This is a genomic window from Ruegeria sp. BG10 (assembly GCF_056538575.1).
In genome coordinates this window covers 284866-309835 of record NZ_JBQFTI010000001.1, presented here as the reverse complement: position 1 = coordinate 309835, position 24970 = coordinate 284866, and the positions used below count along the sequence as shown (strand labels likewise).

The window sequence follows — 24970 nt, the reverse complement described above, 5'->3', positions numbered from 1 at the left end:
CAGGTTACTTCAGAATTGGCGGTTTGGCCGGATCGCTGCCCGGCGCAATCTGCGTGACCACGCGCTGTTCGGGTTGCGGCAGGTCAAAGCGAAGCCCGACCCGCGCCAAAGCCGCTGCCACCTGATCCTGCGCGGCAAAAAAGCCGACATCCATCGCCCCGGCCTCGATTCCCGAAAACGTCAACGCTTCGGACGCCGCCTTGGCGAGGGCCGGTTCGGCGCCCTCCACCGCCCCCACAAAGCCCAGCAAATGCCCCGCGACACCTTCATGCGATCTGGTTCCGACCAGATAGGCCGACTGGGCCAGCCCAACGGCCGTGGCCAGTTTCGCATCCAGCGCGGTCAGCAGATCGTCCGGCAACCCAGACGGCGCCAGGAATTCGGCCAGTCGCTGCTGCACCTGTTCGGGGCCATGCCGCAAAGTATCCGAAAGCCAGCCCAGCGCCTCGGCAGGGATGAGCATCGAAGACGGCGCGACCACAAGATTCAATCCCAGACCGATCCCCTGCCCGGACAGCATGGATGAAAGCACCCGACCGGACAGCGCTACATAGGGCACAGGGCGTTCGGCGAAACGGGCCAGCCTGTCCTCTCGATCAAAGGCCAGAACGAACCGACCATCCGCCACATCAAAAAATTCGGGCGAAATGTGTTCGTTTTTTGCTTCTTCGGTCAGCATCAGGAACAGCTCGCTATCCGCAAGCCTTTCGAAAAACCGCAGACGCGCCGCGTCATCCTGCGGGGCGGCTTCCATCGCGGCATGTGCGGCATCCAGGGCCGTAGTCTCAGTCATTCAGAACCTCTTGCACCCGGGCGCGCAGAACCGGCAAAAGCTCGGCCTCGAACCACGGGTTTTTCTTCAACCATGCCGTATTCCGCCAGGACGGATGGGGCAAGGCAAAGACCCGCGGCGCATGGTCCCGCCAGTTGCGGACGGTCTCGGTGACAGGCGTGCGCACGTGAAGGTGATATTTATGCGCGTGGCCGCCGACAAGAACCGTCAGGGGCACATCACCCAACGCCTTCATGACCTGCTCATGCCACGTCTGCCCGCAAATCGCCGGCGGCGGAAGGTCTGCTTTGCGTTCGTCATATCCCGGGAAACAAAAAGCCATCGGAACGATCGACACCCGGTTACGGTCGTAAAACACGGAATCGTCGATCCCCAACCACTCGCGCAGCCGGTCCCCGGACGGGTCCGTGAAAGGGCGGCCGGAGGCATACACACGCACGCCCGGTGCCTGCCCTGCGATCAGGATCGGCGTACCCTGCCGAAACCAGACCACCGGGCGCGGCTCATGCGCGGTTTCCGTCTCCCGGAAGCTGTCCGCGCAAATGCGGCAGGACGCTATTTCTTTTTGTAGCGAGTTCATCGGATCGCAAGGTTTCCCACTTCAAACTGGTTCACGGTCGGATTGAAATGTAGTCAACGCGCCGCCGGGGGCCAACCGGTGCAAAAGTCACAATACCAACAGGGGGCTTAGGTTCGCATTGATCATTTGTTTCACAATTCGACATAATGTAGCCAACATGGACCCATAAGTTAACCGCTCCTTCACCGGTCAGACCGGTGCACCAAACACCAAGAGCAGCAGGCCCTGAATGCTTGAGTTCGAGAATGTCAGCAAGTCCTTCTGGACCGGGACGCGCCGCAAGGTGATCCTGGACCGGGTCTCGTTCCGGGTCGAGCTTGGCAGATCCATCGGCATTCTTGCGCCGAACGGAACCGGAAAAACCACGCTGATCAACATGATGGCAGGGCTGGAAAAACCGGATGAGGGTGTGATCCGCAAATCCTGCCGGATTTCGTTTCCAATGGGGTTCACCGGGGGCGTATCCAGCAAAATGTCGGCGCTGGAAAACGCCCGGTACATCGCCAAGATCTATGGGATGGACCCGGATTACGTCGAAGCCTATTGCAGTTGGCTGTGCGGATTGGGTGAATATTTCAATCAGCCGCTGGCCACCTATTCATCCGGGATGAAGGCGCGGTTTACCTTTGCGCTGATGCTGGCGCTTGACTTCGACATGTACCTGATCGACGAGGGCATGCCGGCAACGACGGATGTTGAATTCAACAGGAAAGCAGGCGACATCCTGCAGGAAAGGCTGCGCACGACGACGCTGGTGATCGTGTCGCACAATCCGGCCGTGCTGGAAAAATTCGCCCGTCAGGCCGCGGTTCTTCTGGATGGCCAGCTATACATGTTCGAAACCTTGGAAGAAGCGAAGCAGCTATATGACTACCAAACCCAGGGCTAGAAAGTACAATCTGCGCCGCAACCGCAAAGCCGCCGGCACGCCTGACGCCCGCGCGGATGCCATTTCGCGCATCAGAAAGGCGACGCAACCGGCCGAGGATGTTGCTGACGCGCCCCCGGCAACCGAGATCGACGAGATCAGGCAGGAAGGGCTGACCGGCCGGCAATTGCGCGTGGCGCGGCGTCTGGCGCAGAAAAACGGTCTTGCGGTGACATCGGACTATGATGCGGTCCGGCAATTGCGCTTGATGGGGATCGACCCCTTTGAACGTGCAAACCTGCTGGATCTGGCGGCCGATCGAACGGCTGCGGACGACCGGATCAAGGACAAGATCACGATTCAGCTGCCACAGACGGTGACGGAAGGACCACAAACCCTGCCGGGCCGCGAAATCAGCCCGGCACAGCGCCGCGATTTTGAAATCAGTGAGATACAGAAGGACATCGCGCGCCGCCGCAAGCGAAAGCTGTTTGCTCTGTTTGCCCGTTTGGCGGCATTTGTCCTGCTGCCCACGCTGATCGTGGGTCTGTATTTTTACCGTGTGGCAACGCCGATGTACGCCAGCGACTCGGCGTTTTCGATCCTGCAGGCAGATGGCGGCGGCGGATCAATCGGCGGGCTGTTGTCCGGCACGCAATTTGCCACGGCGCAGGATTCAGTCGCGACGCAGGAATTTCTCGAATCCAAAGACGCGCTGCAGCGGCTGGAACGGGATGTCGGGTTCTCCGGGATTTTCAAACAGGACTGGATCGATCCGATCCAGAGGCTGTCGCCGGACGCGTCGCTGGAAGAAACATACAAGCTGTACAAGCGAATGGTGGTCATCGGATACGATCCGACCGACGGCATCATCCGAATGGAGGTCGCCGCGCCGACCCCGGACATCGCGGTGGACCTGTCAAGCAAGCTTATTTCCTATGCCGAAGAGACGATAAACGGGCTGACAGAGCTGAAACGCGAAGACCAGATGCGAGACGCGCTGAAGGGCTTTGAATCCGCACAGGAAGAACGACGGAAAGCCCAGGAAACGCTGATCGAGTTGCAGTTGCAGGGCGCCGTTCTTGACCCTGAAAACGTGCTGGCAGGCTTGCGGACCCGCATCAATGAAATCGAGATTCTGATACAGGATAAAGAGCTTCAGCTGGCGGCGCTGCTGGATAACCTGCGCCCGAACCAGGCCAAGGTCGATGGTGTCCGCGCGGATATCGAACGTCTGGAAGTTGTTCTTGCTGAGCTGAACGCCGAAATGCTGGATGTCTCGGCAGGCGAGAATTCGCTGGCCCGCCTGAGCGTGCGCATTCAGATGGCCCAGGCCGATCTGGCAGCCCGTGACATGATGCTGCAAACCGCAATGGAACAGATGGAAACCACGCGGACCGAAGCAAACCGCAAGGTCCGCTATCTGACGGTGTCGGTTAACCCGGTGCCCAGCGAGGAACCCAGCTATCCGCGCAAGTTCGAAAATACGATTTTGGCTTTCCTGTTGTTTGCTGGTATCTACCTGATGATCTCGCTTACCGCGTCGGTCCTTCGTGAACAGGTATCCTCGTAAGACACATGAAACATGTAAAAATCTCCGATCTCACGGTCGGCAATGATCTGCCTCTGACGATCATTGCCGGCCCCTGCCAGCTTGAAACTGCCGATCATGCTCAGATGATCGCAGGCAAAATGAAAGAGGCCTGCGACGCCGCCGGTGCGCAGTATGTTTTCAAGGCCTCCTATGACAAGGCGAACCGCACCTCGCTGTCCGGCAAGCGCGGCATGGGGATTGATGCAGGGCTGAAGGTTCTGGATGACATCCGCACGACGATGGGTGTTCCGGTACTAACCGACGTTCACACCGAAGCGCAATGCGCCATTGCGGCCCAGTCCGTCGACATCCTGCAAATCCCGGCTTTTTTGTGCCGCCAGACCGATATGCTGCTGGCGGCCGGCAACACGGGCAAAGCCGTGAATGTCAAAAAGGGTCAATTCCTGGCCCCTTGGGAAATGACCAATATCGTTGAAAAGATCGAAAGCACCGGTAACCGGAACATCCTTTTGACGGAACGCGGAACCTCTTTTGGATACAATACCCTTGTCGCCGATATGCGGGCGCTGCCGCAGATGGCCAAGACCGGCTATCCGGTGGTCATGGATGCGACCCATTCGGTTCAACAACCTGGCGGAAAAGGCGGTTCATCCGGCGGACAGCGAGAGTTCGCCCCAGTCATGGCGCGCGCCGCGGTTTCGCTGGGCGTTGGTGCAGTGTTCATCGAAACGCATCAGGACCCGGATAACGCACCCTCTGACGGGCCCAACATGATCCCGCTGGACCAGATGCCACAACTGGTTGACACATTGATGCGCTTTGATGCACTGGCCAAGGCCAACCCAATTCAAGTCTGAACAAGAGCAATAATATGACCAAGCCCATCCCCGAGGTGACCCCCAACACCTGGAGTTTTCTGCGCGACCCGATGATCAAGCCCACTGGCTTTCGCGAATATGACGCGCGCTGGAAATATCCGGAAGAGATCAACCTGCCCGGCATGACCGCCCTTGGGCTGGGTCTGGGTACGCAGATGCGCAGGCGCGGGATCGACCCGGTGATCGCGGTCGGCAACGACTATCGCGACTATTCGCTGGCGATCAAGAACGCGCTGATTCTGGGGCTGATGCAGGCTGGCATTCAGGTCAAGGATATCGGTCCGGCGCTCAGCCCGATGGCCTATTTCGCCCAGTTCCATCTGGATGTTCCGGCTGTGGCCATGGTCACGGCCAGCCACAACCCGAACGGCTGGACCGGCGTCAAGATGGGCTTTGACCGCCCGCTGACCCACGGCCCCGACGAAATGTCCGAACTGCGCGACATCGTCCTGAACGGTGAAGGTCTGCCCCATGAAGGCGGATCCTATGAGTTCGTTGAAGGGGTGAAAGAGGCGTATATCGACGATCTGGTTGAGGATTTCAAAATGTCCCGCCCGCTCAAGGTCGTTTGCGCAACCGGAAACGGCACCGCCTCGGCCTTTGCGCCCGAGATTTTCGAACGGATGGGGGTCGAGGTTGTACCCAGCCACAACCGGCTGGACTACACCTTCCCCAACTACAACCCCAATCCCGAAGCCATGGAGATGCTGCACGACATGGCTGATGCCGTGAAATCCAGCGGTGCCGACATGGCGCTTGGGTTTGACGGTGATGGCGACCGCTGTGGTGTTGTCGATGACGAGGGCGAGGAGATTTTCGCCGACAAGGTCGGTGTGATCATGGCCCGTGATCTGGCCAAGCTATATCCCAATGCGACCTTCGTGGCAGACGTGAAGTCGACCGGCCTGTTTGCCAGCGACCCCGAATTGCAGGCCCATGGCGTCAAGGCGGATTACTGGAAAACCGGCCACAGCCACATGAAGCGCCGGGTCAAGGAAATCAACGCCCTGGCCGGGTTCGAGAAATCAGGGCACTACTTTCTGGCCGAACCGATCGGGCGCGGCTATGACTGCGGCATGCGGGTCGCGGTGGAGATCTGCAAGCTGATGGACCGCAACCCGGACAAAAGCATGTCGGACCTGCGCAAGGCGCTGCCCCGAACCTGGTCGACGCCAACCATGTCACCCTATGCCGCCGATACCGAGAAATACGATATCCTCAAGCGGCTGGTCGGTAAGCTGGTCGCCATGGCCGACGCGGGTGAAACACTCGCGGGTCGCGCGATCAAAGAGGTTGTCACCGTTAACGGCGCGCGGGTCATTCTGGACAATGGCAGCTGGGGTCTGGTGCGCGCTTCGTCGAACACTCCGAACCTTGTTGTTGTCTGCGAAAGCAGCGAAAGCGAAGCGGAAATGCGCACGATTTTCGCGGATATAGATGCGGTCATCCAAACCGAGCCCGGCGTCGGCGACTACGATCAGACCATCTGAACAAAGCACGGGCCGGGGCGGATTAGCGCCCCGGTTCCCTAATTTCCGCCCAGCAGATTGAGCAAGCCTTTTTTCGCTTCCTCTTCAAGCTTGTTTTTCAGAACATCTTCGACACTTTCGCTGTCTTGGACCGCGGTGCCCAACTCGTCCCCGACCTTGTCCAGAACCTGCTGCTTGGCGTCATCCTCAAGGTCCTTGAGTTTACCTTCGGCAGCCGCCTCGATCACTTTGCTCAGGTCCGGCTTGATGGACGGGTTGCTCCACGGGCCAGTGATACGGACAGGTACGGACAAGCCTTTGCCAGAATTGGCGCGCAGAGCCACCGGGGTGAATAGATAGTTGATATTGCGCGCACCGATGCCGACGCGCCCCTTTCCGTCCGCGCGGAAGTTATCCAGCGACATCAACAGGTCCTTATTGGTCAGCACGCCCTTATCAATGTTGAAACTGGCGGTCAGGCTGTTGAACACAGTTGTCCCACCGGACCCTTTGCCGCGTCCCATAAGGCGATCCAGATCGATGCCGGATATCACGCCCTTGCCGACCTTCAGATTCCCTTTGCCGCTCAGCGAGCGCATGATCTGGTTTTCGGTTTGCCCGACGCCCAGAAACTCGAACGTCCCTGAACCGGAACCCGACAGGCGGTCGATCCCGCCCAGCGTCGAAAGGGCTTGTTGGATGTTGATGTCCTTGGCTCTCAGCTTGCCACCCACAGACAATCCGTTGCGGTTGTTGGCCACGACCCGCCCGTTCAGCTGACCTGAAAACAAGGTCGCCGGGTTCATTCTGAGAACCGCGCGGGAGCGGTCGAGGTTAAGCGTCAGGTCACTCGGGCCCAGCGTCAGATTCGGCACCGCGATGGAATTGGCCGTCAGGCGTATCTCTCCGTTCGCCAGTGCCAGGGCCGAGGCGTCAATCGGGGTTTTTGACCAGCCGCTGCTTTGCCTGGGCGCCGAACCGGCTCCACCACCCGTCGAACCGGTTCCGCCGCCGGAAGGGGCGGACCTGTTATAGCGGGACAGGTCGATATCCCCGCCCTTGAGACGGGCGGTGATCTTCGGCGGATCTGAGATTTCGATGTCCGCCTCGCCGGTGAGCCGGTTGTGGTCCAGTGCCGCCACCAGGTCGCGCAGCGAAATACGGCCCTCCTTCGTATAGGTCATCTGCGCTGAAACCTCTGCCGCGCGGCCCAGACCCAGCGGTACGCCGACGCCGCTCTGACCAAATGCCGCCAGCATCCGCTCGGTGTTCTTCGTCTTGACGTTCAGCTTGCCGTCCATCTCTCCGGCCAGATTGACGCGCCCGTCAAAGCCGACCTCGCCGCCCGGCGCGGTCAGCGCAAGTTCCAGAGGTGCCACCGCGCCCGAGGCATAGGCAGGCAGATCAGGGATTTTCAGGTCCACCCTGACCTTGCCGCCCGGAACGTCGATCCGCGCGTCCAGCACCATGGGCGCGGATATATCGGGCCAGCTGGCGGACAGATCGACATTGGAAAAATCATAAGTTTCGACGCCATTTTCGACGTAGATCAGCCGCGCATTGGTGAACTTAAGCCGGTCCAGCGTGACGGCCTCACCTGGGGCTACGGTTGCCGTATTCGCTGTACCGCCGCTTGCGCTTGTCCCAGTGCCCGATGCGGGAGGAGCTGTGGCATCCAGCTCCCAGTTGCCACGTCCCTCAGACAATTCGAGGCGCAGCACCGGGTTGTCCGCAACGATGCGCCTGATCCGCAAATCGCCATTCAACAGCGCGGCCGCATCCACGCCTACGGCCAGGCTTTCGGCGCTTAACATCGGATCGGGTCCTGCCCAGGGCGCGTTTCCGAAAGTGACCGGGCCTGTTTCCATCCCCAAAACCGGCCAGAAGGACAGGCTGACGTCACCGGACAGCGTCAGGTCGCGGCCGGTCTCGCCCCTGACCTGTTCGGCCAGAATCGCGGCCAGCTTGTCGCCCGGCATCAGCAACAAGGCGCCTATGACCAAGCCAAATGCGGCGACTAAAAGAAACAGGATGCGCAACAGCCACTTCATTTTTCTGCTCTCCGCTTATCTGGCATGCGTTAAAAAGATCATTCAAAGCCTGCGCTGCATTTGCAAGGGGAAGCGTTCCCCACTATATGCCGCGCCATGACCACGAACCCGCCAAACCTCCGCCCCGACCTGGCGCCTGCCGCCCGGATCACCGATGCGCCCCGTCCGAACCAGCCCACGATCGGCATGGTGTCGCTGGGCTGCCCAAAGGCTCTGGTCGACAGCGAGCGGATTCTGACCCGCCTGCGCGCTGAAGGATACGGGATTTCACCGGACTATTCAGGGGCGGATGCCGTGATCGTGAACACCTGCGGGTTTCTCGACAGCGCCAAGGCCGAGTCGCTGGACGCCATTGGCGAAGCTCTTGTTGAAAACGGCAAGGTCATCGTCACCGGCTGTCTGGGTGCAGAACCCGACTACATCCGCGAACACCATCCGCGAATCATGGCCGTTACCGGCCCGCACCAGTACGAACAGGTTCTGGATGCCGTGCATACGGCCGTTCCGCCTGATCCCGACCCATTCGTGGACCTGCTGCCCGCCGCCAGCGTGCAACTGACCCCGCGCCACTATAGCTATCTCAAGATTTCCGAGGGCTGTAACCACAAGTGCAAATTCTGCATCATCCCGGACATGCGCGGCAAACTGGTCAGCCGCCCGGCCCATGCGGTTCTGCGTGAGGCCGAGAAGCTGGTCGAAAACGGTGTGCGCGAGTTGCTGGTGATCTCGCAGGATACCTCAGCCTATGGGCTTGACCGGAAATACGATGTGAACCCGTGGAAAGATCGCGAGGTGCGCAGCCACATCACAGATCTGGCGCGCGAATTAGGGCAGTTGGACGCCTGGGTGCGGCTGCATTACGTCTACCCCTATCCGCATGTCCGCAACCTGATCCCGCTGATGGCGGACGCAGGCTGTAACATTTTGCCTTATCTGGATATTCCCTTCCAGCATGCCCATCCCGACGTTCTCAGGCGCATGGCACGTCCGGCGGCAGCCGCCAAAACGCTGGACGAGATCGCCGCCTGGCGTGCGACCTGTCCCGATATCACCCTGCGCTCGACCTTTATCGTGGGTTACCCCGGTGAAACAGAGGCTGAATTCCAGACGCTTCTGGATTGGATGGACGAGGCGCAGCTGGATCGTGTCGGGTGTTTTCAATACGAAAACGTGGACGGTGCCCGGTCGAACGATCTGCCCGACCATGTGCCGGCCGAGGTCAAACAAGACCGGTGGGAAAGGTTCATGGAAAAGGCGCAGGCAATTTCCGAGGCCAAGCTGGCCGCCAAGGTCGGCCAGACGCTCGACGTAATCGTGGATGAGGTCGACGGTGAGGCCGCCACTTGCCGCACCAAGTCGGACGCTCCGGAGATCGATGGCAACCTGTTCATCGATGAAGGGTTCGAAAATCTCTCTCCCGGCGACATTATCCGGGTCGAGGTTGACGAGGCCGGAGAATACGACCTCTGGGGCAAGCTGCGCTGACACGGCTTGCCCACTCACCCCGGATAGGCGAAGCGTGAGCCAAGTTTATTGGCGCTTTGCCGTCAAATGCCGGATCATGACAGGACACCCGGAATTCGTATCCAGGAGGGTCCAATGTCAAGTCTGCGCCCCATTGCGTTGAAATGCATGACGGCGGTTCTTGCCGTCCAGCTTTATGCCGCACCCGCTGTCGCCAATGGCTTCAGCGTCAGCTCTGGCGGTTTTGTTTTCGTCGGATCAAAACCCTTGCACCATAACCACGGCAAATACCGGGTGAACCGGTACTATGCTGCGCCAAAGGTGTACCACTACAAGGCCAAACCCAGGGTCCATCACGTCAAGCCGGTGAAAAGACATCACCGGTCGGTGTTTGGACATCACAAAAAGCGATATACGCCCTATTACATACCAAGGCGTTACGGCATCAAGCGCCACTATTACCGCCACGGTTTGCTGCGGAACAGATACTGAACCCGAATGTATGAATCAGAGCAGGCTCAAAAGGCCAACGGCCCATGCCACGCCGGCTGCAATGGCTGTCAATGCGACCGCAGCGCTGGCGATATCCTTGGCCTGCCCTGCCAGTTCGCTGCGTTTGGTCGAGGTGTGATCAACCGCCCGCTCAATCGCCGTGTTGAACAGTTCGGCGACAAGGACGAGCAGACCCAATACCAGTATCAGTGCGCGCAAACCCGCCGACAGGGGCAGCCATAGGGCAAGCGCTGCGGAAATCAGGTTAGCCCAGGCCCAAACGCGAAACGAGTATTCCGCATGCCAAGTGGCGATCAGCCCCTGCCAACTCCAACGGCAGCGATCTCTGAGACGGGTAAAGAAGTTCCGCATGCGCCCTCTGTCTTGCACTCGGCCGCACTGAATCCTGATCCGCCAGGGCGGGCAAGAAAAAACCGCCACCCGGGCGGTCAATTCGTGTGAAATAGGTGCGGGCGGCTTTGGGGAAAGCCGCCCGCGGAATGCTTATTGTGCGACCGGGTTACAGACAGTCTGTCCCGCTTCGGTCGTGGCCAGTTCAGTTCCCGCCGGACAGCTCGGCGAGCCGAACTTGTCATACTCGGGCGTGATGTAAACCGGCGCCGGCTCCTCCTGCTGCGAGCATGCAGCCAGTACAAGGGCAAATGCGCTAACGGCAGCAAATTTGAGTTTCATGTCCGTCAATCCTCTATTAATTTTCTGATATTGCCCAAGAATTCGGGGCCGGTCTCAGAATACGACCTCAATGGTACTATTGCAACGAAATCAGTCACGGGATCGTGACCAGAGGCGGAACAACGCTTGTAACCGGGCCAAAAACAGCGGTTTTTTGAGCAATTGCTACCGTTTTCCGCGCTTCCGTTTACACTGGCATCGTGACAGCAGCTAAAAACGGAGTAGCCACATGTCAGACAGCCCCAACATCGCACAAAAAGCGCCTTTCCCGGTCGAAGTGACCGAGGGCAAAAGCTATTTCTGGTGCGCGTGCGGACGATCCAAGCGGCAACCGTTTTGCGACGGATCCCACAAGGACACCGGGTTTGAGCCGGTCAAATACACCGCTGACAGCAGCAAGAAGGTGTTTTTCTGCGGATGTAAGCACAGCGGAAATCCTCCGCTTTGCGACGGCACTCACTCCAAGCTCTGACTAGACCTTCAGCCTGTTGAGAACGGGCGCGTTCGGGCAGAAGTCCGGGGCTTGTTGCGCCCGCGTTTGTTGCTCGGACAGCCAGACCGCGCATTGACCGCTGCAATGCGACGCCCGGCAGCGCGTCACCAATTCCGCATACTCCTCAGCCGTCAGACGCCCGTCGACCATCGCTTCGGTCAGCGAGATATGCATGCATCGCGCAACGGAGCGGGTGAGCCAGAAGTGTTTTTCGACATCACCCAGAACAGACCGTGTCATCAGAGTTCCTATTTTTGCGTCGCTTTCAGCACAGAAAACCGCGGCTTGTTCCGGCAGCATGCCGGGGCACTGGTGGCGCATTCGTGGCGGTCCAGCCAGTCAGGGCAGTGTCGCGCCCACCCACAGCCGCGACAGAACTGGATCATCTCTGCCCAGTCCTGCTGGGTCAGGTGCCCTTCCCGATGGGCCAGGACCAATTCGGTTCCCGTCGCATGCCCCATACGTAGAACAAGGCGAATATGGGTCATGATCTCTCCAAGATGGAGCATGTCTGCGCCCTGCTTATTCCGGCATCAACTTGTTCAGCAATTCCTGGTTTCGGCAATATTCCGGTGTCCGGCCTGCGGGGTCGGGCCGGTTCAGAAAATTCTGACAATGCGCAGGGTTCGGGCAGTCGGTACACCGGATAACAGCATCCGAAATCTGGTCGATCGAAACCTCGCCGCCGATCGCGGCGGTCTCAAGATCGACCCCGAGCTTTGTTGCCATCTGATCAACCAGCCCGGCATGACGCCTTAGCGTATCTCGGTTGAGCATCGCGTGTCCTTTCCTTACCGCAGGTCCAGGAAAGGGTATCGCACCTGTGCCGTCAGCCCCTTGACTCAGGTCAAGGTCCGACACCGATGTGGTCCAGGTAAGCGCGGGTGGCATCCTGCACCCGTCGAAATCGATCTCCGCCCAGCTTTTTACCGCCGTACCAGCGTGTGACGATGACGACATGGTCTTCCAGCCCCGCACGCTCCAGCATTCGCAGGATCACCATCCCCGCCCCGCTTTCGCCGTCATCGGCCTTGAGCGCCCCGGTTGGCAGCATCGCCGCCCAGGTGTTGTGAGTGGCCTTGGCATAGGCCTTGTCAGTTTTCAGCGCGCTCAGAACCGCATCGACATCCGCCCGCGAACGCACGGAAGCGCCGGTCACCGCATATCTCGAACCGCGATCCGTCAGGATCACGCCAAGACGGGTCAGAGATGTCATTGCGTCAGGCCAAGCTGTCGGGCGGTCTCAAGAACGATCTGAACGCGTTCGGCGTTGGGTGGGTGGGTCGCCAGAAAAAAATCTCCGGGATCGACTAGGCGATCAAAATACTTGGCGCCAATCAACGGATTGAAACCCGCGTTATGGGTAATGATGGTCCCCAGTTGATCCGCCTCTAGCTCGTATTCCCTGACATTGACCTGCACACCAACCTCGGCGCCCAGCTTCTGCGAACGTTCAAGCGCCTTGCCGCTTTCACCATGCAGTTTGCCCAGATCGCCAAAGATCACCGCGGTTTCCCGCGCGCTTTGCGACTGGCGGTCGATATGCCCCAAAACGTGATGCGCGGCTTCGTGCCCCATTACAAAGGCCAGTTCATCCCTGTTCTGCGCGGATTGGATCATCGACCGGGTGAAGATGATCACCGGCTGGTCCTTGTCGTCGAGGGTTTGAAAGGCGTTTGCCGGTGCGCGCGGATTCAGGTCGACCAGGATGGTGAAATCGCAATTGCTGACCCTGGCCTGACGCAGGCATTCGGCGCGCGCCTCTTTGCCGACCGCACGGCTGATTTCCTGAAAGGCCTGGGCATCCACCTGAAAGTCATTCGACTGCTGCGTCCACTCATCCACCGTTTGCACACGCAGGGGGCCGACATCGCAGGCCGCCAGCACCAGAGGAAACAGAAAAATGGTCAGACGGCGCATTCATAATCCCTTGAAACGGCGACCCCGTTTGCGAAACCATAGCGTGGTCGCTGGCGGACTGCCATAGCCTGATTGCGCAGGAACGGGTTGCATTGCAGACGTCCGCCCTGCACTCTGGTTTCATGTTTTCGATTGAGCATGAATTCGACTCGACGGTCATTACTCTGGTAGACGAAGGCGCAAGACCTTTGCAGGAGGATGTCGTCATCAACAGCTTTGCTGAATGTGTCACGCTAGAGCAGCTGGACCCCCGCACGGACAATATCCAGAGGATCACCCTGTCACCGGAACAGGTGCGTGATCTGGCCGCTGCACTGGACCTGCCGGAAGGGGTGTATCAGATCCACGAAAAACCGGCTCAGGGCGCTTAGGCAATCAGTTTGTCCCGCGCGGTCTGACCCTGTTTCAGGATCAGAGCCGACGGCGCTACACCCATCGCAGCGGCCAGCAATCGGCGCGCCGCATCATTGGCCTTGCCGCCCTCCGGCGGCGCGGTCACGGAAATGCGGATGGTGCCCCCTTTCACAGCCACATCATCACGTGCGGATTTGGGTGAAACCCGCACCGGGATCACCCTGCCGGGCGTGGCATGCGCGCTCAGATCGGGCAGATCGCGCAGTTTCGGTTTTGCCATCGTCATCTCCTGTTCGCCAACACTCTTGCACGCGGCGCCGGGGAATGAAATTGATCCAGCCAATCCAGCCGTTTGCCCTTGAATCCCGCCAGACGTTCAACCAGATACAGACTGCCCATGTAAAGGAAGTTAACATATGTCCCTGAACAACCCGGCCGCCCTGGAGTTCCTGCAATCGCGCCGGTCGCGCCCGGCCAAGACGCTGGTGTCACCGGCACCCACGCGGGAACAGCTGATGCCGCTTTTGACGGCCGCGGCGCGCAGCCCGGATCATGGGAAGCTTGAACCCTGGCGGTTCCTGGTGCTGGAAAAGGGCGCGATGCAACGTCTGTCTGACCTGACGCAGGACTGCGGTGCGGCTTTGGGCAAATCCCCCGAGGAGATCGCAAAGGCGCGCAGCCAGTTCGACATGGGCCATCTGGCCGTTGCCGTGATCGAGGTGCAAAAACCTTCGGAAAAAATCCCGCCGATCGAACAAACCTATTCCGCGGGTGCGGTCTGTCTGGCGCTTCTGAACGCCGCCCTTGCCGCCGGCTGGGGGGCCAACTGGCTGTCGGGCTGGCAAACGCATGACCGCGATTTCTGTCGTAAGGCGTTCGGCTTGCAGGAAAACGAACGGGTCGCCGGGCTGATCCATATTGCAACCGAAGGCGCAACACCGCCGGAACGACCGCGCCCGGATGTCGCCGCGCTGACAGAATGGGTCTCGGAATGATCATCCTCAACGCCTTTTTCGCGGCACTTGGCCAGATCGGAGATCCGAAGTTCCGCGCCGTGTTGCTGCGCGGCGTCGGATTGACGATCGTACTGCTGATCGCGGCCTGCGCCGGAGCGATCTGGCTGATCAACCGGCTTTCCGGCAATGAGATTTCGCTGCCCTTTATCGGGGCGGTTCCCTGGCTGAATGACGTGTTGAACTATTCCGGCATATTTCTGGTCATCATCCTGCCTGTCTTCCTGATGGTGCCGGTGGCTTCGGCGATTACGTCGATGTTTCTGGAAGAGGTAGCACAGGCGGTTGAGGACAAGCATTACCCCACCCTGCCCGGCGTGCCCGGCATACCCTTCAGCGACGCGCTGCGCGATGCGCTTGGGTTTCTGGGTGTCTTGATCGTGGCCAACCTGCTGGCGCTGATCCTCTACGTGATCTTCACGCCTCTGGCTCCGTTCATTTTCTGGTCGATGAACGGGTTCTTGCTGGGTCGGGAGTATTTTACACTGGCCGCGATGCGCCGGGTGGGTCGCGACGGCGCGCGCAAGCTGCGCGCCAAACATTCATCCACCATCTGGCTGGCGGGCACATTGATGGCGATTCCGTTGTCTGTGCCGCTGGTGAATTTGGTAATCCCGATTATCGGGGCCGCCACATTCACGCATATTTTCCACCGCTTGTCAGGGCCAACGCCCTGACGGCTAGCCGCGCGGCTCCAACTGATTCAGCCAGTCGAAATCGCGCACCGAGATCACGCCAGAGATGATGATCCCGGCAATAATGGCCCAAAGCACCACTGAAATGCCGGTGGTGATCCACATTTTCTTTTTCATGTGATGCACTTCCGGCGCACCTGCATGGGTGCCCGGAACAATATCCCCCAGATCACCCTGCGTCTTGATGCGGATCGGCAGCACCACCAACAGCGTCATGAACCAGATGACGGCAAACAGAACCAGCGCGGCAGTGATCGTCATATTGGCCTCTCTTCGATTGGGTTAGACCTGCTCAAGCTCGACCAGGCAGCCGTTGAAGTCCTTGGGGTGCAGGAACAGAACCGGCTTGCCATGCGCACCAATCTTGGGCTCGCCCGAGCCCAGCACGCGGGCGCCGGTGTCTTTCAGGTGGTCACGGGCAGCGATTATGTCGTCGACCTCATAGCAGACATGATGAATACCGCCAGCTGGGTTCTTTTCCAGAAACCCGTTGATCGGGCTGTCATCGCCCAGCGGGTAGAGCAGCTCGATCTTGGTGTTGGGCAGTTCGATGAACACGACGGTCACGCCGTGGTCGGGCTCGTCCTGCGGCGCGCCGACCTTTGCACCCAACGCGCTGCGATACTGTTCGGACGCGGCCTCAAGATCGGGAACGGCAATGGCGACGTGGTTCAGGCGACCAATCATGGAACTCTCCTTCGGTTCTGCGTTGCAGCGGTTATGGGGGCTGTTGGGGCAAAGGACAAGTGCGCCAAATTGCCGTTAACCCTGTGTTAGCCAGAAGTTCCTAGCGTGAGGCATCTGCTGATTAGGAGTTCTGTCATGGACGATTCGAGCGCATTCGCCTCCCCCGCGCAGCCGACCGCGACGCGGCCCTTGCTGGGCCAAACCATTCTGGTTGTCGAAGACAGCCGTTATGCCTGTGATGCGATCCGGCTGATGTGCCTGCGCAGCGGCGCTCGTATCCGGCGCGCGGATTGCCTGACATCGGCGCGACGGCATCTGCAGATCTACCGCCCTTCGGTAATTCTGGTGGATATGGGTTTGCCGGATGGGTGCGGGGCAGACCTGATTGCTGAATTGTCGGTCGCAATGCCCCGCATCGGGGCCATTCTTGGCATGTCCGGCGACCACGACACGCAGGAAACGGCGTTTGAAGCGGGTGCAGACGGGTTTCTGACCAAGCCTCTGAAATCGCTGTCCTGCTTTCAGAAACTCATCCTGGAATGCCTACCCGAAGATCGCCGCCCCAGCAGCCTGAACGCCATTCGTGACGAAGTTATCCGCCCTGACCCGATGGCCTATCAGGACGACATGGCGCATATCGCGGATGTGCTGGCCGGACCAAACGATCAACGCACGCTTGACTACGTCGCCCAGTTTTTGCGCGGTGTCGCCCGCGATGCCGACGACACGGTTCTGGAAATCGCCGCGCGAAAACTGGCCGCGTCGCGGATGGACGGCTCTCCCGTAACCGCGCTGACAGCTCAGGTCGCGGGCATCGTTCAGGCCCGGCTGGAACAGCGTGAGGCGATCTGAGATGGCGACAGCATACTTCCTGACCGCGACAATCCTGAGTATCTGGGTTTATCGCCAAACCCGTACAACGGCCCGAAACATTCGCGTCAATCGCGGCGGCATGACCGATCCGTTGGAGTGAGGAACCGGCGCAGCTTTGGTCTGCCCGCGCGCCAGGCGCAGAAAAAACCCGACGCAGGGCTTGCGGCGGGTTTTTTGATCAATCTTGCGGGATGATGCGGAGCCCCAGTTCCATCAACTGATCCGAAGTCGGATCGGACGGCGCATCCATCATCAAGTCTTCGGCGCGCTGGTTCATCGGGAACATCATCACCTCGCGGATGTTGGCCTCATCCGCCAGCAGCATTACGATCCGGTCGATCCCCGCGGCGCAGCCGCCGTGCGGCGGGGCACCATAATGGAACGCGTTGAACAGGGCGCCAAAGCGGGATTTGACCTCATCCTCGCCATAACCGGCCAGCTCAAACGCTTTCAGCATAATCTCCGGCTTGTGGTTCCGGATCGCGCCCGAGACCAGTTCGTACCCGTTACAGGCCAGATCGTACTGATACCCGCGCACGTCCAGAGGGTTACCCTGCAACGCTTCGATCCCGCCTTGCGGCATTGAGAACGGGTTGTGCTCAAAGTCGATCGCGCCGGTTTCCTCGTCCTGCTCATAGATCGGGAAATCCACGATCCAGGCAAAGGCGAAGCGGTCCTTCTCGGTCAGGTTCAGCTCGTCACCGATCACGTCGCGCGCCTTGCCCGCGACCTTTTCAAAGGCTTTCGGTTTGCCACCCAGGAAGAACGCCGCATCGCCGACACCCAGACCCAGTTGCTGACGGATCGCTTCGGTGCGTTCGGGGCCGATATTTTTGGCCAACGGCCCTGCGGCCTCCATCCCTTCGCCCTGATCACGCCAGAAGATATAGCCCATGCCGGGCAGACCCTCTTTCTGGGCAAAGGCGTTCATCCGGTCACAGAACTTGCGGCTGCCGCCGGTTGGCGCTGGGATGGCGCGGATTTCGGTGCCTTCCTGCTCTAGCAATTTGGCGAATATCGCAAAGCCGGAACCACGGAAATGCTCAGAGACCACCTGCATCTTGATCGGATTCCGCAGGTCCGGCTTGTCGGTGCCATACCACAGCGCGGAATCCTTGTAGGAAATCTGCGGCCAGTCCTGATCAACCTTGCGCCCGCCGCCGAACTCTTCGAACACACCCGTCAGAACGGGCTGGATGGTGTCAAACACATCCTGCTGTTCAACAAACGACATTTCGAGGTCAAGCTGGTAAAAATCGGTCGGCGAACGATCCGCACGCGGGTCCTCATCGCGGAAGCATGGCGCAATCTGGAAATACTTGTCAAAGCCCGAAACCATGATCAGCTGCTTGAACAGCTGCGGTGCCTGCGGCAGCGCATAGAACTTGCCCGGATGCAAACGCGAGGGCACCAGGAAGTCGCGCGCGCCTTCGGGCGACGATGCGGTGATGATCGGTGTCTGATACTCGCGGAAGCCCTGATCCCACATCCGTTTGCGCATGGACGCAACAACGTCCGAGCGCAGGGTCATGTTCTGCTGCATCGCCTCGCGGCGCAGGTCCAGATAACGATAGCGCAGGCGGGTTTCCTCGGGGTATTCCTGATCGCCGAATACCATCAGCGGCAATTCGTCGGCAGCACCCAGAACTTCCAGCTCACGCACATATACTTCGATCTCGCCGGTAGGCAGTTTCGGGTTCACCAGCTCCGGATCGCGCGCCTTGACGGTGCCGTCGACGCGGATACACCACTCGGAACGCACCTTCTCCAGCTCGGCAAACGCCGCGCTGTCGCCATCGCACAGAACCTGCGTCACGCCGAAATGGTCGCGCAGGTCAATGAACAGCACGCCGCCGTGATCTCGGACACGATGCACCCAGCCGGACAGGCGGACGGTTTCACCGACATTGGCGGCGGTCAGAGCGGCGCAGTTATGGCTGCGATAGGCGTGCATGGATCATATCCCTTCGGGCGCAGAATTCGTCGCGCCGATACACCCCGTCAGACTTGGAAAGTCAAGGCAGGTCGCGCCGTCAAAACGGCCTTTGCACGTTGCCAGAGTAGAAATAGATGCCCAGACCCGCCGCAAAGATGATGTTCCCTGCGATGGCGTGCAGCAGAACGGCATAGAAAAACGATCCGCGCCTGCGGTAGGCCCAGGTGAACAGCAGCCCGCCGGCAAAGGTCATGACCGCGACGATCCAGCTCCAGTACATCAGATGTGCCAGCGAAAACAGCGCCGCATTCAGCAGATAGGCCGCCCGCCCGTCCGGCAGGATCGCGTGGTAACGGCGGAAGAACAGCGAGCGGAACAAAAGCTCTTGTGGCAGGGCCGAAAGAACCGGATAGGCCAACCAGATCACCGCCAGGAATTCGGGCCGCTGGCGCAGCAGGGCAATGGCCATTCCCGGACGGGTCGCCATCACCAGCGCCGAGCAAAAAACCGTCATCGCCACTGCGAAAACCGCAACCTCGGCCCAGGACCAGTTGCCCCAGTTGTGACGCAGTTCAGCCCAGGAAAATCCCGGCGTGAAATGAAGCAGCACAATGCCGATGGCCGTGAACGTAAACAGCGACGGAAACATCCAACTGGGCGGAAAGAAGACGGCAATCAGCACCGGCACCGCGATGAAAAACAGCCCGAACTCCAGTCGCAGCCGGGCCTGAGCCGGCATCAGGTCTGCAATTACCCGTTCCCTGTTCACCCGGCTTTCAACCCCGCCTGATCCTGCCCATGACAACAGATGTACAGATGATTAATCGCGTCATTGCCCATCAGGTCAAGGGCTTGGCGGACTGTCCGGCGATGCGCGATAGTCAACACGGATTTCACCGCGCAGAGAGTTTCCCACACAGATACGCTGGGCATCACGCAGATCGTATAGGGACAGGACGCGTTCGCGCACTTTTGCTGCGTCCAGCAACCTTTGGCGCAGCACCCCCGGCAGGCAGCCGGAGGAAACCGGCGGTGTCACATATGCTCCGTCTTTCAATTTGACGAAGAGGTTTGTGATGGTGCCTTCGCACAGCTCGTCGCGTTCATTGAGAAACAGCAGTTCGTCGACCCCTTCCGGCATTGACTTGCGGGCTTCGTGATAGATCGCGCGACGCGTCGTCTTGTGCCGCAGCCAGGGATCGTCCGAGCGCAACCGCTGTTCCGCAATGGTCACGACCCAATGGCCGTTGGGTTGGATCAGATCGGCGGTGGTAAAATCCAGATCGCCATTAACGCCCAGTGTCATGCGACAGCGTTTGACCGTCTCAGCCCGGAACGCATCCAGCCGGTCTTGCGCAGCGCTCTGGTCGAAGGAAAACCCAAGTTCCCTGGCAGAGCGTTCCATTCGTTGCAAATGCCGCGGCAGGTCGAAAAACCCTGAACCGGGATCGTAGCGGAACGTCTCGATCAGGCGGGTTCCTTGTGGAACTGGCTGGCAAACCGGGCTTTCCATAGCGCTTCCTCATATTCTGACGGGGCGGTGCTGTCCCAGACCACCCCACCGCCAACATTCAGCGTGGCAGCCCCGTCGTCGACCATCAGGGTACGGATCGCGACATTGAATTCGGACCGTCCGTCCGGCGCAGCCCAGCCGATGGTGCCGCAATAGATGTCGCGGGGCCAGGGTTCCAGTTCGGACAGAATCTCCATCGCGCGGATCTTGGGCGCTCCGGTGATAGACCCGCAGGGAAAAAGTGCCGTCAGGATATCGGACAATTCCGCGCCCATGTGAAGCTGTGCCTGCACCAGCGAAACCATCTGATGCACGGTGGCATAGGTTTCAACCTTGAACAGTTCTGGCACCTTGACGGACCCGGGCAGCGCGACGCGGCTGATGTCGTTCCGCAAAAGGTCGACAATCATCAGGTTCTCAGCCCGGTTCTTTTCGTCGGTCGACAGAAAGGCCCGGCTGCGCGCGTCCTCGGCCATGTCTTCACTGCGCGGCTGGGTGCCTTTCATCGGACGCGTTTCGATACCGCGGTCTGTATCGGTGCGAAAGAACAGTTCGGGCGAGCGGCTGAGCAGATCGGGCAACCCGTCCTGTTGCACCAGCGCGCCGTGACCGACTGTCTGGCCGCTTGCAAGTGTGGCATAGAGGGCAGCGCTGTCCCCTTCCAGGGTCAGGTCGATCGGAAAGGTCAGGTTGGCCTGATAGATGTCGCCCGCCCCAATGGCATCATGAACCTGCCGGAAAGCCTGCGTATACCGCGCCTCGTTCCAGCGCGGGATGAACCCGGTGACCCCACCGGCAGGCGTTGGAAGGTCACGCTGATTGGGTTCGTCAAATACACCGAAACACAGCAACGGCAGACGCCGCCCCTTTGGCAGCCGGTCGGCCAACCGCGGCTCCAGCGCATAGCCCAGTTCATAGCTGGCGTAACCCGCCACCCATGCGCCTTCGGCCCGCGCCTCATCCAGCGCCGCCATCGCCTGGGGCACATCCTCCGCCGTGTCTGCGCGGATCACATCCGCCGGCCGGTCGAAACTGGTTCCGGACCCGGCCGGGCCCTGATCGAAACGAATACGCAAGTGCATCCTCATTTGCCGTGCTGCGCGGTATAGAGAATACGTCGGCAAGGGAAAGAGGGGAAAGCGGCAATTTCATCCCCGAATCCGATACCTCTTGAACCTTTTCGTGCGGTGCCTATAAGGCAGGACAATTTGGGCGCTTGGGCGGTGCCCGTGACTCGTGGAAAATCGAAGGGGCAAGGCCATGCCGAGAAGAACCGACATCAAGTCGATCATGATCATCGGGGCGGGCCCCATTGTCATTGGTCAGGCCTGCGAATTCGACTATTCCGGCGCTCAGGCCTGCAAGGCACTGCGCGAAGAAGGATACCGGGTCATTCTGGTGAACTCGAACCCGGCCACGATCATGACCGACCCCGGGCTGGCGGATGCCACCTATATCGAACCGATTACGCCCGAGGTTATCGCCAAGATCATCGAAAAAGAACGCCCCGATGCGCTGCTGCCCACGATGGGCGGGCAGACCGGTCTGAATACCTCGCTTGCTCTGGAAGAAATGGGAGTGCTGGACGAGTTTGGTGTTGAGATGATCGGGGCCAAACGCGACGCCATCGAAATGGCAGAAGACCGCAAACTGTTCCGCGAGGCGATGGACCGGCTGGGTCTTGAGAACCCCAAGGCAACCATTGTCACCGCCCCTCGCAAGGAAGACGGCAGCGCCGATCTGGATGCTGGTGTGCAGTTTGCCTTGGACGAGTTGGAAGAGATCGGCCTGCCCGCCATCATCCGCCCCGCCTTTACCCTGGGCGGCACCGGCGGCGGCGTGGCTTACAACCGCGAGGATTACATCCATTTCTGCCGCTCGGGCATGGATGCCTCGCCCGTCAACCAGATCCTCGTCGATGAGAGCCTTCTGGGCTGGAAAGAATATGAGATGGAGGTGGTGCGCGACACGGCCGACAACGCCATCATCGTCTGTTCCATCGAAAACGTCGACCCGATGGGCGTGCATACCGGTGACTCGATCACCGTCGCCCCGGCGCTGACGCTGACCGACAAGGAATACCAGATCATGCGTAACGGCTCGATCGCCGTACTGCGCGAGATCGGGGTCGAAACCGGCGGATCGAACGTGCAATGGGCGATCAACCCCGATGATGGCCGAATGGTCGTGATTGAGATGAACCCGCGCGTGTCACGCTCCTCGGCGCTGGCGTCCAAGGCGACCGGTTTCCCGATTGCCAAGATCGCAGCCAAGCTGGCCGTGGGCTATACGCTGGACGAACTGGACAATGACATCACCAAGGTGACCCCGGCCTCGTTCGAGCCGACTATCGACTATGTCGTGACAAAAATTCCGAAATTCGCCTTTGAAAAATTCCCGGGCTCCGAACCTTATCTGACCACCGCGATGAAGTCGGTGGGTGAGGCGATGTCCATTGGCCGCACGATCCACGAGTCGATGCAAAAGGCACTGGCCTCGATGGAGTCCGGCCTGACCGGGTTTGACGAGATCGAAATCGCCGGTCTGAACGTGGGTCTCTGGGATGAGGCTGACGACAAGGCCGCCGTGATCAAGGCGATCAGCCAGCAGACGCCTGACCGACTGCGCACAATCGCGCAAGCCATGCGTCACGGGCTGACCGATGACGAAATCTTTGGCGTCACCAAGTTCGACCCATGGTTCCTGGCCCGCATCCGCGAGATCATCGAGGCCGAGCGCACAGTGCGCAAGGACGGCCTGCCGGTGACCGAAGAGGGCATCCGCAAGCTGAAGATGCTGGGCTTTACCGACGCGCGCTTGGGCAACCTGACCGGCCGCGAAGAAAGCAACGTTCGCCGCGCCCGCCGCAATCTGGGCGTCACCGCCGTGTTCAAACGGATCGACACCTGCGCCGCCGAGTTCGAGGCGCAGACGCCTTACATGTACTCGACCTACGAAGCCCCGATGATGGGTGAGGTCGAGTGCGAGGCGCGCCCCTCCGACCGGAAAAAGGTTGTCATCCTCGGCGGTGGCCCGAACCGCATCGGACAGGGGATCGAGTTCGACTATTGCTGTTGCCATGCCTGTTTTGCGCTGACCGATGCGGGCTATGAGACCATCATGGTCAACTGCAACCCCGAGACGGTCAGCACGGACTATGACACCTCGGACCGGCTGTACTTCGAACCACTGACCTTCGAACACGTTATGGAAATCCTGACGAAAGAGCAGGAAAACGGCACGCTGCACGGCGTCATCGTTCAGTTCGGCGGTCAGACCCCGCTGAAACTGGCCAATGCGCTGGAGGCCGAAGGCATTCCGATCCTCGGCACCACGCCGGATGCCATCGATCTGGCCGAAGACCGTGAGCGTTTCCAGGCCCTGGTCAACGAACTGGGTCTGAAACAGCCCAAGAACGGCATCGCCTCAACAGACGAACAGGCCCTGGAGATTGCCGACGAGATCGGCTTCCCGCTGGTCATCCGCCCCTCTTACGTTCTGGGCGGTCGCGCGATGGAAATCGTCCGCGATATGGATCAGTTGCGGCGCTATATTAACGAGGCGGTTGTGGTTTCGGGCGACAGCCCGGTTCTGCTGGACAGCTATCTGGCCGGCGCGGTGGAACTGGATGTGGATGCGCTCTGCGACGGAACCGACGTTCACGTTGCGGGCATCATGCAGCATATCGAAGAGGCGGGTGTGCACTCGGGCGACTCGGCCTGTTCGCTGCCACCCTATTCGCTGTCGAAAGAGATCATCGACCAGATCAAGGACCAGGCGTTCAAACTGGCCAAGGCGCTGAATGTCGTGGGCCTGATGAATGTGCAGTTCGCGATCAAGGACGATGAGATTTATCTGATCGAGGTGAACCCGCGCGCCTCACGCACGGTGCCATTTGTCGCAAAGGCAACTGACAGCGCGATTGCGTCAATTGCAGCCCGCGTGATGGCGGGCGAGAAACTCTCGAACTTCCCGATGCGCCCGGCCTACAAGACCGTGGATGACACCAAGATCGCCGACCAGATGACGCTGGCCGACCCGGATATGCCGTGGTTCTCGGTGAAAGAGGCGGTACTGCCCTTTGCCCGATTCCCCGGCGTCGATACCATTCTGGGTCCGGAAATGCGCTCGACCGGTGAGGTTATGGGCTGGGATCGCGACTTCCCGCGTGCCTTTCTCAAGGCGCAGATGGGGGCCGGTATGGTTCTGCCGTCATCGGGCCGTGCGTTTATTTCGATCAAGGATGCCGACAAAACCGCCGCCATGCTGGAGGCCGCGCAGGTTCTGGCCGAACAGGGCTTTGCGCTGGTGGCTACCCGCGGCACCCAGTCCTGGCTGGCCAGCCATGGGGTGGGCTGCGACGTGGTCAACAAGGTCTATGAAGGCCGTCCGGACGTGGTGGACATGTTGAAGGACGGGCAGGTCCAATTGCTGATGAACACCACCGAAGGCGCGCAGGCGGTCGAGGACAGCAAGTCCATCCGCTCCATCGCGCTTTATGACAAAATCCCCTATTTCACGACCGCAGCCGCCAGTCACGCCGCCGCACTGGCGATCAAGGCGCAGGCCGAAGGGGATGTCGAGGTGAAATCGCTGCAGGGGTGAGAAACCCCACTAAGGAAAAAAGCAATTCCCCCGGTCAA

29 protein-coding genes are annotated in these 24970 nt (G+C 59.9%); 12 read left to right on the top strand and 17 right to left on the bottom strand.

Annotated features, from left to right (window positions below; genetic code table 11):
* Positions 1-4 precede the first annotated feature (4 nt).
* A complete protein-coding gene (locus ACR0D8_RS01485; protein WP_480644160.1) occupies positions 5-793 on the bottom strand; it encodes an SseB family protein in 789 nt (262 codons plus the stop codon).
* Entirely contained in the window at positions 786-1373 is a 588-nt protein-coding gene (locus ACR0D8_RS01480; RefSeq protein ID WP_480644159.1) for a uracil-DNA glycosylase family protein, read from the bottom strand. Before ACR0D8_RS01480 ends, ACR0D8_RS01485 begins: the two co-directional genes overlap by 8 nt.
* A 229-nt stretch (positions 1374-1602) precedes the next feature.
* Here ACR0D8_RS01480 and ACR0D8_RS01475 point away from each other — a divergent pair, with 229 nt between their 5' ends.
* The 4 genes from ACR0D8_RS01475 to ACR0D8_RS01460 are packed head-to-tail and all read left to right on the top strand — an operon-like array spanning position 1603 to position 6164.
* The gene (locus ACR0D8_RS01475) at positions 1603-2262 is read left to right on the top strand and encodes an ABC transporter ATP-binding protein (RefSeq protein WP_475158649.1); all 660 of its coding nucleotides are present in this window, start codon (positions 1603-1605) and stop codon (positions 2260-2262) included.
* The gene (locus ACR0D8_RS01470) at positions 2240-3814 is read left to right on the top strand and encodes a KpsE/RkpR family capsule polysaccharide export protein (protein WP_480644157.1); all 1575 of its coding nucleotides are present in this window, start codon (positions 2240-2242) and stop codon (positions 3812-3814) included. Before ACR0D8_RS01475 ends, ACR0D8_RS01470 begins: the two co-directional genes overlap by 23 nt.
* A gap of 5 nt (positions 3815-3819) precedes the next feature.
* On the top strand, positions 3820-4653 hold the full coding sequence (kdsA, locus tag ACR0D8_RS01465; protein WP_475158641.1) for a 3-deoxy-8-phosphooctulonate synthase: 834 nt from the start codon (positions 3820-3822) through the stop codon (positions 4651-4653).
* A gap of 14 nt (positions 4654-4667) precedes the next feature.
* A complete protein-coding gene (locus ACR0D8_RS01460) occupies positions 4668-6164 on the top strand; it encodes a phosphomannomutase/phosphoglucomutase (protein WP_480644156.1) in 1497 nt (498 codons plus the stop codon).
* 38 nt (positions 6165-6202) lie between these two features.
* Here the strand turns inward: ACR0D8_RS01460 and ACR0D8_RS01455 are convergent, their stop codons facing one another.
* On the bottom strand, positions 6203-8194 hold the full coding sequence (locus ACR0D8_RS01455) for an AsmA family protein (RefSeq protein WP_480644155.1): 1992 nt from the start codon (positions 8192-8194) through the stop codon (positions 6203-6205).
* 96 nt (positions 8195-8290) lie between these two features.
* Between ACR0D8_RS01455 and rimO the strand changes: the two genes are divergently transcribed.
* Both rimO and ACR0D8_RS01445 read left to right on the top strand, forming a co-directional pair.
* Positions 8291-9679, top strand: a complete 1389-nt coding sequence (gene rimO / locus ACR0D8_RS01450; protein WP_480644153.1) for a 30S ribosomal protein S12 methylthiotransferase RimO — start codon at positions 8291-8293, stop codon at positions 9677-9679.
* Positions 9680-9793: 114 nt separating this feature from the next.
* Positions 9794-10150 (top strand): hypothetical protein, encoded by a 357-nt coding sequence (locus ACR0D8_RS01445; protein ID WP_480644152.1) that lies wholly within the window; start codon positions 9794-9796, stop codon positions 10148-10150.
* 15 nt (positions 10151-10165) lie between these two features.
* On the opposite strand, the gene ACR0D8_RS01440 is transcribed toward ACR0D8_RS01445, so the two are convergent.
* Together ACR0D8_RS01440 and ACR0D8_RS01435 are read right to left on the bottom strand one after the other, a co-directional pair.
* Positions 10166-10522, bottom strand: a complete 357-nt coding sequence (locus ACR0D8_RS01440; RefSeq protein WP_480644150.1) for a diacylglycerol kinase — start codon at positions 10520-10522, stop codon at positions 10166-10168.
* A gap of 132 nt (positions 10523-10654) precedes the next feature.
* Positions 10655-10843: a hypothetical protein gene (locus ACR0D8_RS01435; RefSeq protein ID WP_475158628.1), complete on the bottom strand. Its 189-nt coding sequence runs from the start codon at positions 10841-10843 to the stop codon at positions 10655-10657.
* Between the two features lie 229 nt (positions 10844-11072).
* Between ACR0D8_RS01435 and ACR0D8_RS01430 the strand changes: the two genes are divergently transcribed.
* Positions 11073-11315 carry a CDGSH iron-sulfur domain-containing protein gene (locus tag ACR0D8_RS01430; protein WP_480644147.1) on the top strand — a complete coding sequence of 81 codons (243 nt, stop codon included), beginning with the start codon at positions 11073-11075 and terminating at the stop codon, positions 11313-11315.
* Here ACR0D8_RS01430 and ACR0D8_RS01425 read toward each other — a convergent pair whose 3' ends face one another.
* The 5 genes from ACR0D8_RS01425 to ACR0D8_RS01405 all read right to left on the bottom strand — a co-directional run bounded on the left by ACR0D8_RS01425 (position 11316) and on the right by ACR0D8_RS01405 (position 13256).
* Positions 11316-11576: a DUF6455 family protein gene (locus ACR0D8_RS01425; RefSeq protein ID WP_480644146.1), complete on the bottom strand. Its 261-nt coding sequence runs from the start codon at positions 11574-11576 to the stop codon at positions 11316-11318.
* Positions 11577-11584: 8 nt separating this feature from the next.
* Positions 11585-11845: a DUF6455 family protein gene (locus tag ACR0D8_RS01420; RefSeq protein WP_480644145.1), complete on the bottom strand. Its 261-nt coding sequence runs from the start codon at positions 11843-11845 to the stop codon at positions 11585-11587.
* A gap of 13 nt (positions 11846-11858) precedes the next feature.
* Complete coding sequence (locus tag ACR0D8_RS01415; RefSeq protein WP_480644144.1) at positions 11859-12113, bottom strand: DUF6455 family protein; 255 nt, start codon at positions 12111-12113, stop codon at positions 11859-11861.
* A gap of 70 nt (positions 12114-12183) precedes the next feature.
* Positions 12184-12552, bottom strand: coding sequence for a YigZ family protein (locus ACR0D8_RS01410; RefSeq protein ID WP_480644142.1), 369 nt, complete (start codon positions 12550-12552; stop codon positions 12184-12186).
* On the bottom strand, positions 12549-13256 hold the full coding sequence (locus tag ACR0D8_RS01405) for a M48 family metalloprotease (protein ID WP_480644141.1): 708 nt from the start codon (positions 13254-13256) through the stop codon (positions 12549-12551). Before ACR0D8_RS01405 ends, ACR0D8_RS01410 begins: the two co-directional genes overlap by 4 nt.
* A gap of 122 nt (positions 13257-13378) precedes the next feature.
* Between ACR0D8_RS01405 and ACR0D8_RS01400 the strand changes: the two genes are divergently transcribed.
* Positions 13379-13627: a hypothetical protein gene (locus tag ACR0D8_RS01400; protein WP_480646335.1), complete on the top strand. Its 249-nt coding sequence runs from the start codon at positions 13379-13381 to the stop codon at positions 13625-13627.
* Here the strand turns inward: ACR0D8_RS01400 and ACR0D8_RS01395 are convergent.
* Positions 13624-13890, bottom strand: a complete 267-nt coding sequence (locus ACR0D8_RS01395) for a DUF167 domain-containing protein (protein WP_475158617.1) — start codon at positions 13888-13890, stop codon at positions 13624-13626. The two genes, ACR0D8_RS01400 and ACR0D8_RS01395, sit on opposite strands and share 4 nt — an antisense overlap.
* 136 nt (positions 13891-14026) lie before the next feature.
* Here ACR0D8_RS01395 and ACR0D8_RS01390 point away from each other — a divergent pair, with 136 nt between their 5' ends.
* Positions 14027-14605 (top strand): nitroreductase family protein, encoded by a 579-nt coding sequence (locus ACR0D8_RS01390; protein WP_480644139.1) that lies wholly within the window; start codon positions 14027-14029, stop codon positions 14603-14605.
* Positions 14602-15300, top strand: coding sequence for an EI24 domain-containing protein (locus ACR0D8_RS01385; protein ID WP_480644138.1), 699 nt, complete (start codon positions 14602-14604; stop codon positions 15298-15300). Before ACR0D8_RS01390 ends, ACR0D8_RS01385 begins: the two co-directional genes overlap by 4 nt.
* 3 nt (positions 15301-15303) lie before the next feature.
* Here ACR0D8_RS01385 and ACR0D8_RS01380 read toward each other — a convergent pair whose 3' ends face one another.
* Together ACR0D8_RS01380 and mce are read right to left on the bottom strand one after the other, a co-directional pair.
* On the bottom strand, positions 15304-15579 hold the full coding sequence (locus ACR0D8_RS01380; RefSeq protein ID WP_475158611.1) for a DUF1467 family protein: 276 nt from the start codon (positions 15577-15579) through the stop codon (positions 15304-15306).
* A gap of 21 nt (positions 15580-15600) precedes the next feature.
* On the bottom strand, positions 15601-16005 hold the full coding sequence (gene mce / locus ACR0D8_RS01375) for a methylmalonyl-CoA epimerase (protein ID WP_480644136.1): 405 nt from the start codon (positions 16003-16005) through the stop codon (positions 15601-15603).
* 135 nt (positions 16006-16140) lie between these two features.
* On the opposite strand from mce, the gene ACR0D8_RS01370 reads away from it, so the two are divergent.
* Complete coding sequence (locus ACR0D8_RS01370; RefSeq protein ID WP_480644134.1) at positions 16141-16857, top strand: response regulator; 717 nt, start codon at positions 16141-16143, stop codon at positions 16855-16857.
* Positions 16858-17056: 199 nt separating this feature from the next.
* On the opposite strand, the gene aspS is transcribed toward ACR0D8_RS01370, so the two are convergent.
* The 4 genes from aspS to ACR0D8_RS01350 all read right to left on the bottom strand — a co-directional run bounded on the left by aspS (position 17057) and on the right by ACR0D8_RS01350 (position 21409).
* Entirely contained in the window at positions 17057-18832 is a 1776-nt protein-coding gene (aspS, locus tag ACR0D8_RS01365; RefSeq protein ID WP_475158603.1) for an aspartate--tRNA ligase, read from the bottom strand.
* A gap of 79 nt (positions 18833-18911) precedes the next feature.
* Positions 18912-19553 carry a CPBP family intramembrane glutamic endopeptidase gene (locus ACR0D8_RS01360; RefSeq protein ID WP_480644133.1) on the bottom strand — a complete coding sequence of 214 codons (642 nt, stop codon included), beginning with the start codon at positions 19551-19553 and terminating at the stop codon, positions 18912-18914.
* Between the two features lie 105 nt (positions 19554-19658).
* Positions 19659-20327, bottom strand: coding sequence for an aminotransferase class IV family protein (locus ACR0D8_RS01355; RefSeq protein ID WP_480644132.1), 669 nt, complete (start codon positions 20325-20327; stop codon positions 19659-19661).
* Positions 20282-21409: an aminodeoxychorismate synthase component I gene (locus ACR0D8_RS01350; RefSeq protein WP_480644131.1), complete on the bottom strand. Its 1128-nt coding sequence runs from the start codon at positions 21407-21409 to the stop codon at positions 20282-20284. The genes ACR0D8_RS01355 and ACR0D8_RS01350 overlap by 46 nt, the downstream gene beginning before the upstream one ends.
* Positions 21410-21587: 178 nt before the next feature.
* On the opposite strand from ACR0D8_RS01350, the gene carB reads away from it, so the two are divergent.
* Entirely contained in the window at positions 21588-24932 is a 3345-nt protein-coding gene (carB, locus tag ACR0D8_RS01345; RefSeq protein ID WP_480644130.1) for a carbamoyl-phosphate synthase large subunit, read from the top strand.
* The last annotated feature ends 38 nt before the right edge of the window (positions 24933-24970 follow it).

What these genes read in the sequence shown, in the direction of transcription:
- ACR0D8_RS01470 (WP_480644157.1), top strand. Translation starts at nt 2,240, where the DNA reads ATGACTACCAAACCCAGGGCTAGAAAGTACAATCTGCGCCGCAACCGC.
- ACR0D8_RS01425 (WP_480644146.1), bottom strand. Translation starts at nt 11,576, where the DNA reads ATGACACGGTCTGTTCTGGGTGATGTCGAAAAACACTTCTGGCTCACC.
- carB (WP_480644130.1), top strand. Translation starts at nt 21,588, where the DNA reads ATGCCGAGAAGAACCGACATCAAGTCGATCATGATCATCGGGGCGGGC.
- ACR0D8_RS01435 (WP_475158628.1), bottom strand. Translation starts at nt 10,843, where the DNA reads ATGAAACTCAAATTTGCTGCCGTTAGCGCATTTGCCCTTGTACTGGCT.
- ACR0D8_RS01355 (WP_480644132.1), bottom strand. Translation starts at nt 20,327, where the DNA reads ATGGAAAGCCCGGTTTGCCAGCCAGTTCCACAAGGAACCCGCCTGATC.
- ACR0D8_RS01430 (WP_480644147.1), top strand. Translation starts at nt 11,073, where the DNA reads ATGTCAGACAGCCCCAACATCGCACAAAAAGCGCCTTTCCCGGTCGAA.
- ACR0D8_RS01380 (WP_475158611.1), bottom strand. Translation starts at nt 15,579, where the DNA reads ATGACGATCACTGCCGCGCTGGTTCTGTTTGCCGTCATCTGGTTCATG.
- mce (WP_480644136.1), bottom strand. Translation starts at nt 16,005, where the DNA reads ATGATTGGTCGCCTGAACCACGTCGCCATTGCCGTTCCCGATCTTGAG.
- ACR0D8_RS01390 (WP_480644139.1), top strand. Translation starts at nt 14,027, where the DNA reads ATGTCCCTGAACAACCCGGCCGCCCTGGAGTTCCTGCAATCGCGCCGG.
- ACR0D8_RS01440 (WP_480644150.1), bottom strand. Translation starts at nt 10,522, where the DNA reads ATGCGGAACTTCTTTACCCGTCTCAGAGATCGCTGCCGTTGGAGTTGG.
- ACR0D8_RS01480 (WP_480644159.1), bottom strand. Translation starts at nt 1,373, where the DNA reads ATGAACTCGCTACAAAAAGAAATAGCGTCCTGCCGCATTTGCGCGGAC.
- ACR0D8_RS01420 (WP_480644145.1), bottom strand. Translation starts at nt 11,845, where the DNA reads ATGCTCCATCTTGGAGAGATCATGACCCATATTCGCCTTGTTCTACGT.
- ACR0D8_RS01460 (WP_480644156.1), top strand. Translation starts at nt 4,668, where the DNA reads ATGACCAAGCCCATCCCCGAGGTGACCCCCAACACCTGGAGTTTTCTG.
- ACR0D8_RS01475 (WP_475158649.1), top strand. Translation starts at nt 1,603, where the DNA reads ATGCTTGAGTTCGAGAATGTCAGCAAGTCCTTCTGGACCGGGACGCGC.
- ACR0D8_RS01455 (WP_480644155.1), bottom strand. Translation starts at nt 8,194, where the DNA reads ATGAAGTGGCTGTTGCGCATCCTGTTTCTTTTAGTCGCCGCATTTGGC.
- ACR0D8_RS01360 (WP_480644133.1), bottom strand. Translation starts at nt 19,553, where the DNA reads ATGCCGGCTCAGGCCCGGCTGCGACTGGAGTTCGGGCTGTTTTTCATC.
- ACR0D8_RS01370 (WP_480644134.1), top strand. Translation starts at nt 16,141, where the DNA reads ATGGACGATTCGAGCGCATTCGCCTCCCCCGCGCAGCCGACCGCGACG.
- ACR0D8_RS01400 (WP_480646335.1), top strand. Translation starts at nt 13,379, where the DNA reads ATGTTTTCGATTGAGCATGAATTCGACTCGACGGTCATTACTCTGGTA.
- ACR0D8_RS01445 (WP_480644152.1), top strand. Translation starts at nt 9,794, where the DNA reads ATGTCAAGTCTGCGCCCCATTGCGTTGAAATGCATGACGGCGGTTCTT.
- ACR0D8_RS01405 (WP_480644141.1), bottom strand. Translation starts at nt 13,256, where the DNA reads ATGCGCCGTCTGACCATTTTTCTGTTTCCTCTGGTGCTGGCGGCCTGC.
- ACR0D8_RS01350 (WP_480644131.1), bottom strand. Translation starts at nt 21,409, where the DNA reads ATGCACTTGCGTATTCGTTTCGATCAGGGCCCGGCCGGGTCCGGAACC.
- rimO (WP_480644153.1), top strand. Translation starts at nt 8,291, where the DNA reads ATGACCACGAACCCGCCAAACCTCCGCCCCGACCTGGCGCCTGCCGCC.
- ACR0D8_RS01410 (WP_480644142.1), bottom strand. Translation starts at nt 12,552, where the DNA reads ATGACATCTCTGACCCGTCTTGGCGTGATCCTGACGGATCGCGGTTCG.
- ACR0D8_RS01485 (WP_480644160.1), bottom strand. Translation starts at nt 793, where the DNA reads ATGACTGAGACTACGGCCCTGGATGCCGCACATGCCGCGATGGAAGCC.
- ACR0D8_RS01395 (WP_475158617.1), bottom strand. Translation starts at nt 13,890, where the DNA reads ATGGCAAAACCGAAACTGCGCGATCTGCCCGATCTGAGCGCGCATGCC.
- kdsA (WP_475158641.1), top strand. Translation starts at nt 3,820, where the DNA reads ATGAAACATGTAAAAATCTCCGATCTCACGGTCGGCAATGATCTGCCT.
- ACR0D8_RS01385 (WP_480644138.1), top strand. Translation starts at nt 14,602, where the DNA reads ATGATCATCCTCAACGCCTTTTTCGCGGCACTTGGCCAGATCGGAGAT.
- ACR0D8_RS01415 (WP_480644144.1), bottom strand. Translation starts at nt 12,113, where the DNA reads ATGCTCAACCGAGATACGCTAAGGCGTCATGCCGGGCTGGTTGATCAG.
- aspS (WP_475158603.1), bottom strand. Translation starts at nt 18,832, where the DNA reads ATGCACGCCTATCGCAGCCATAACTGCGCCGCTCTGACCGCCGCCAAT.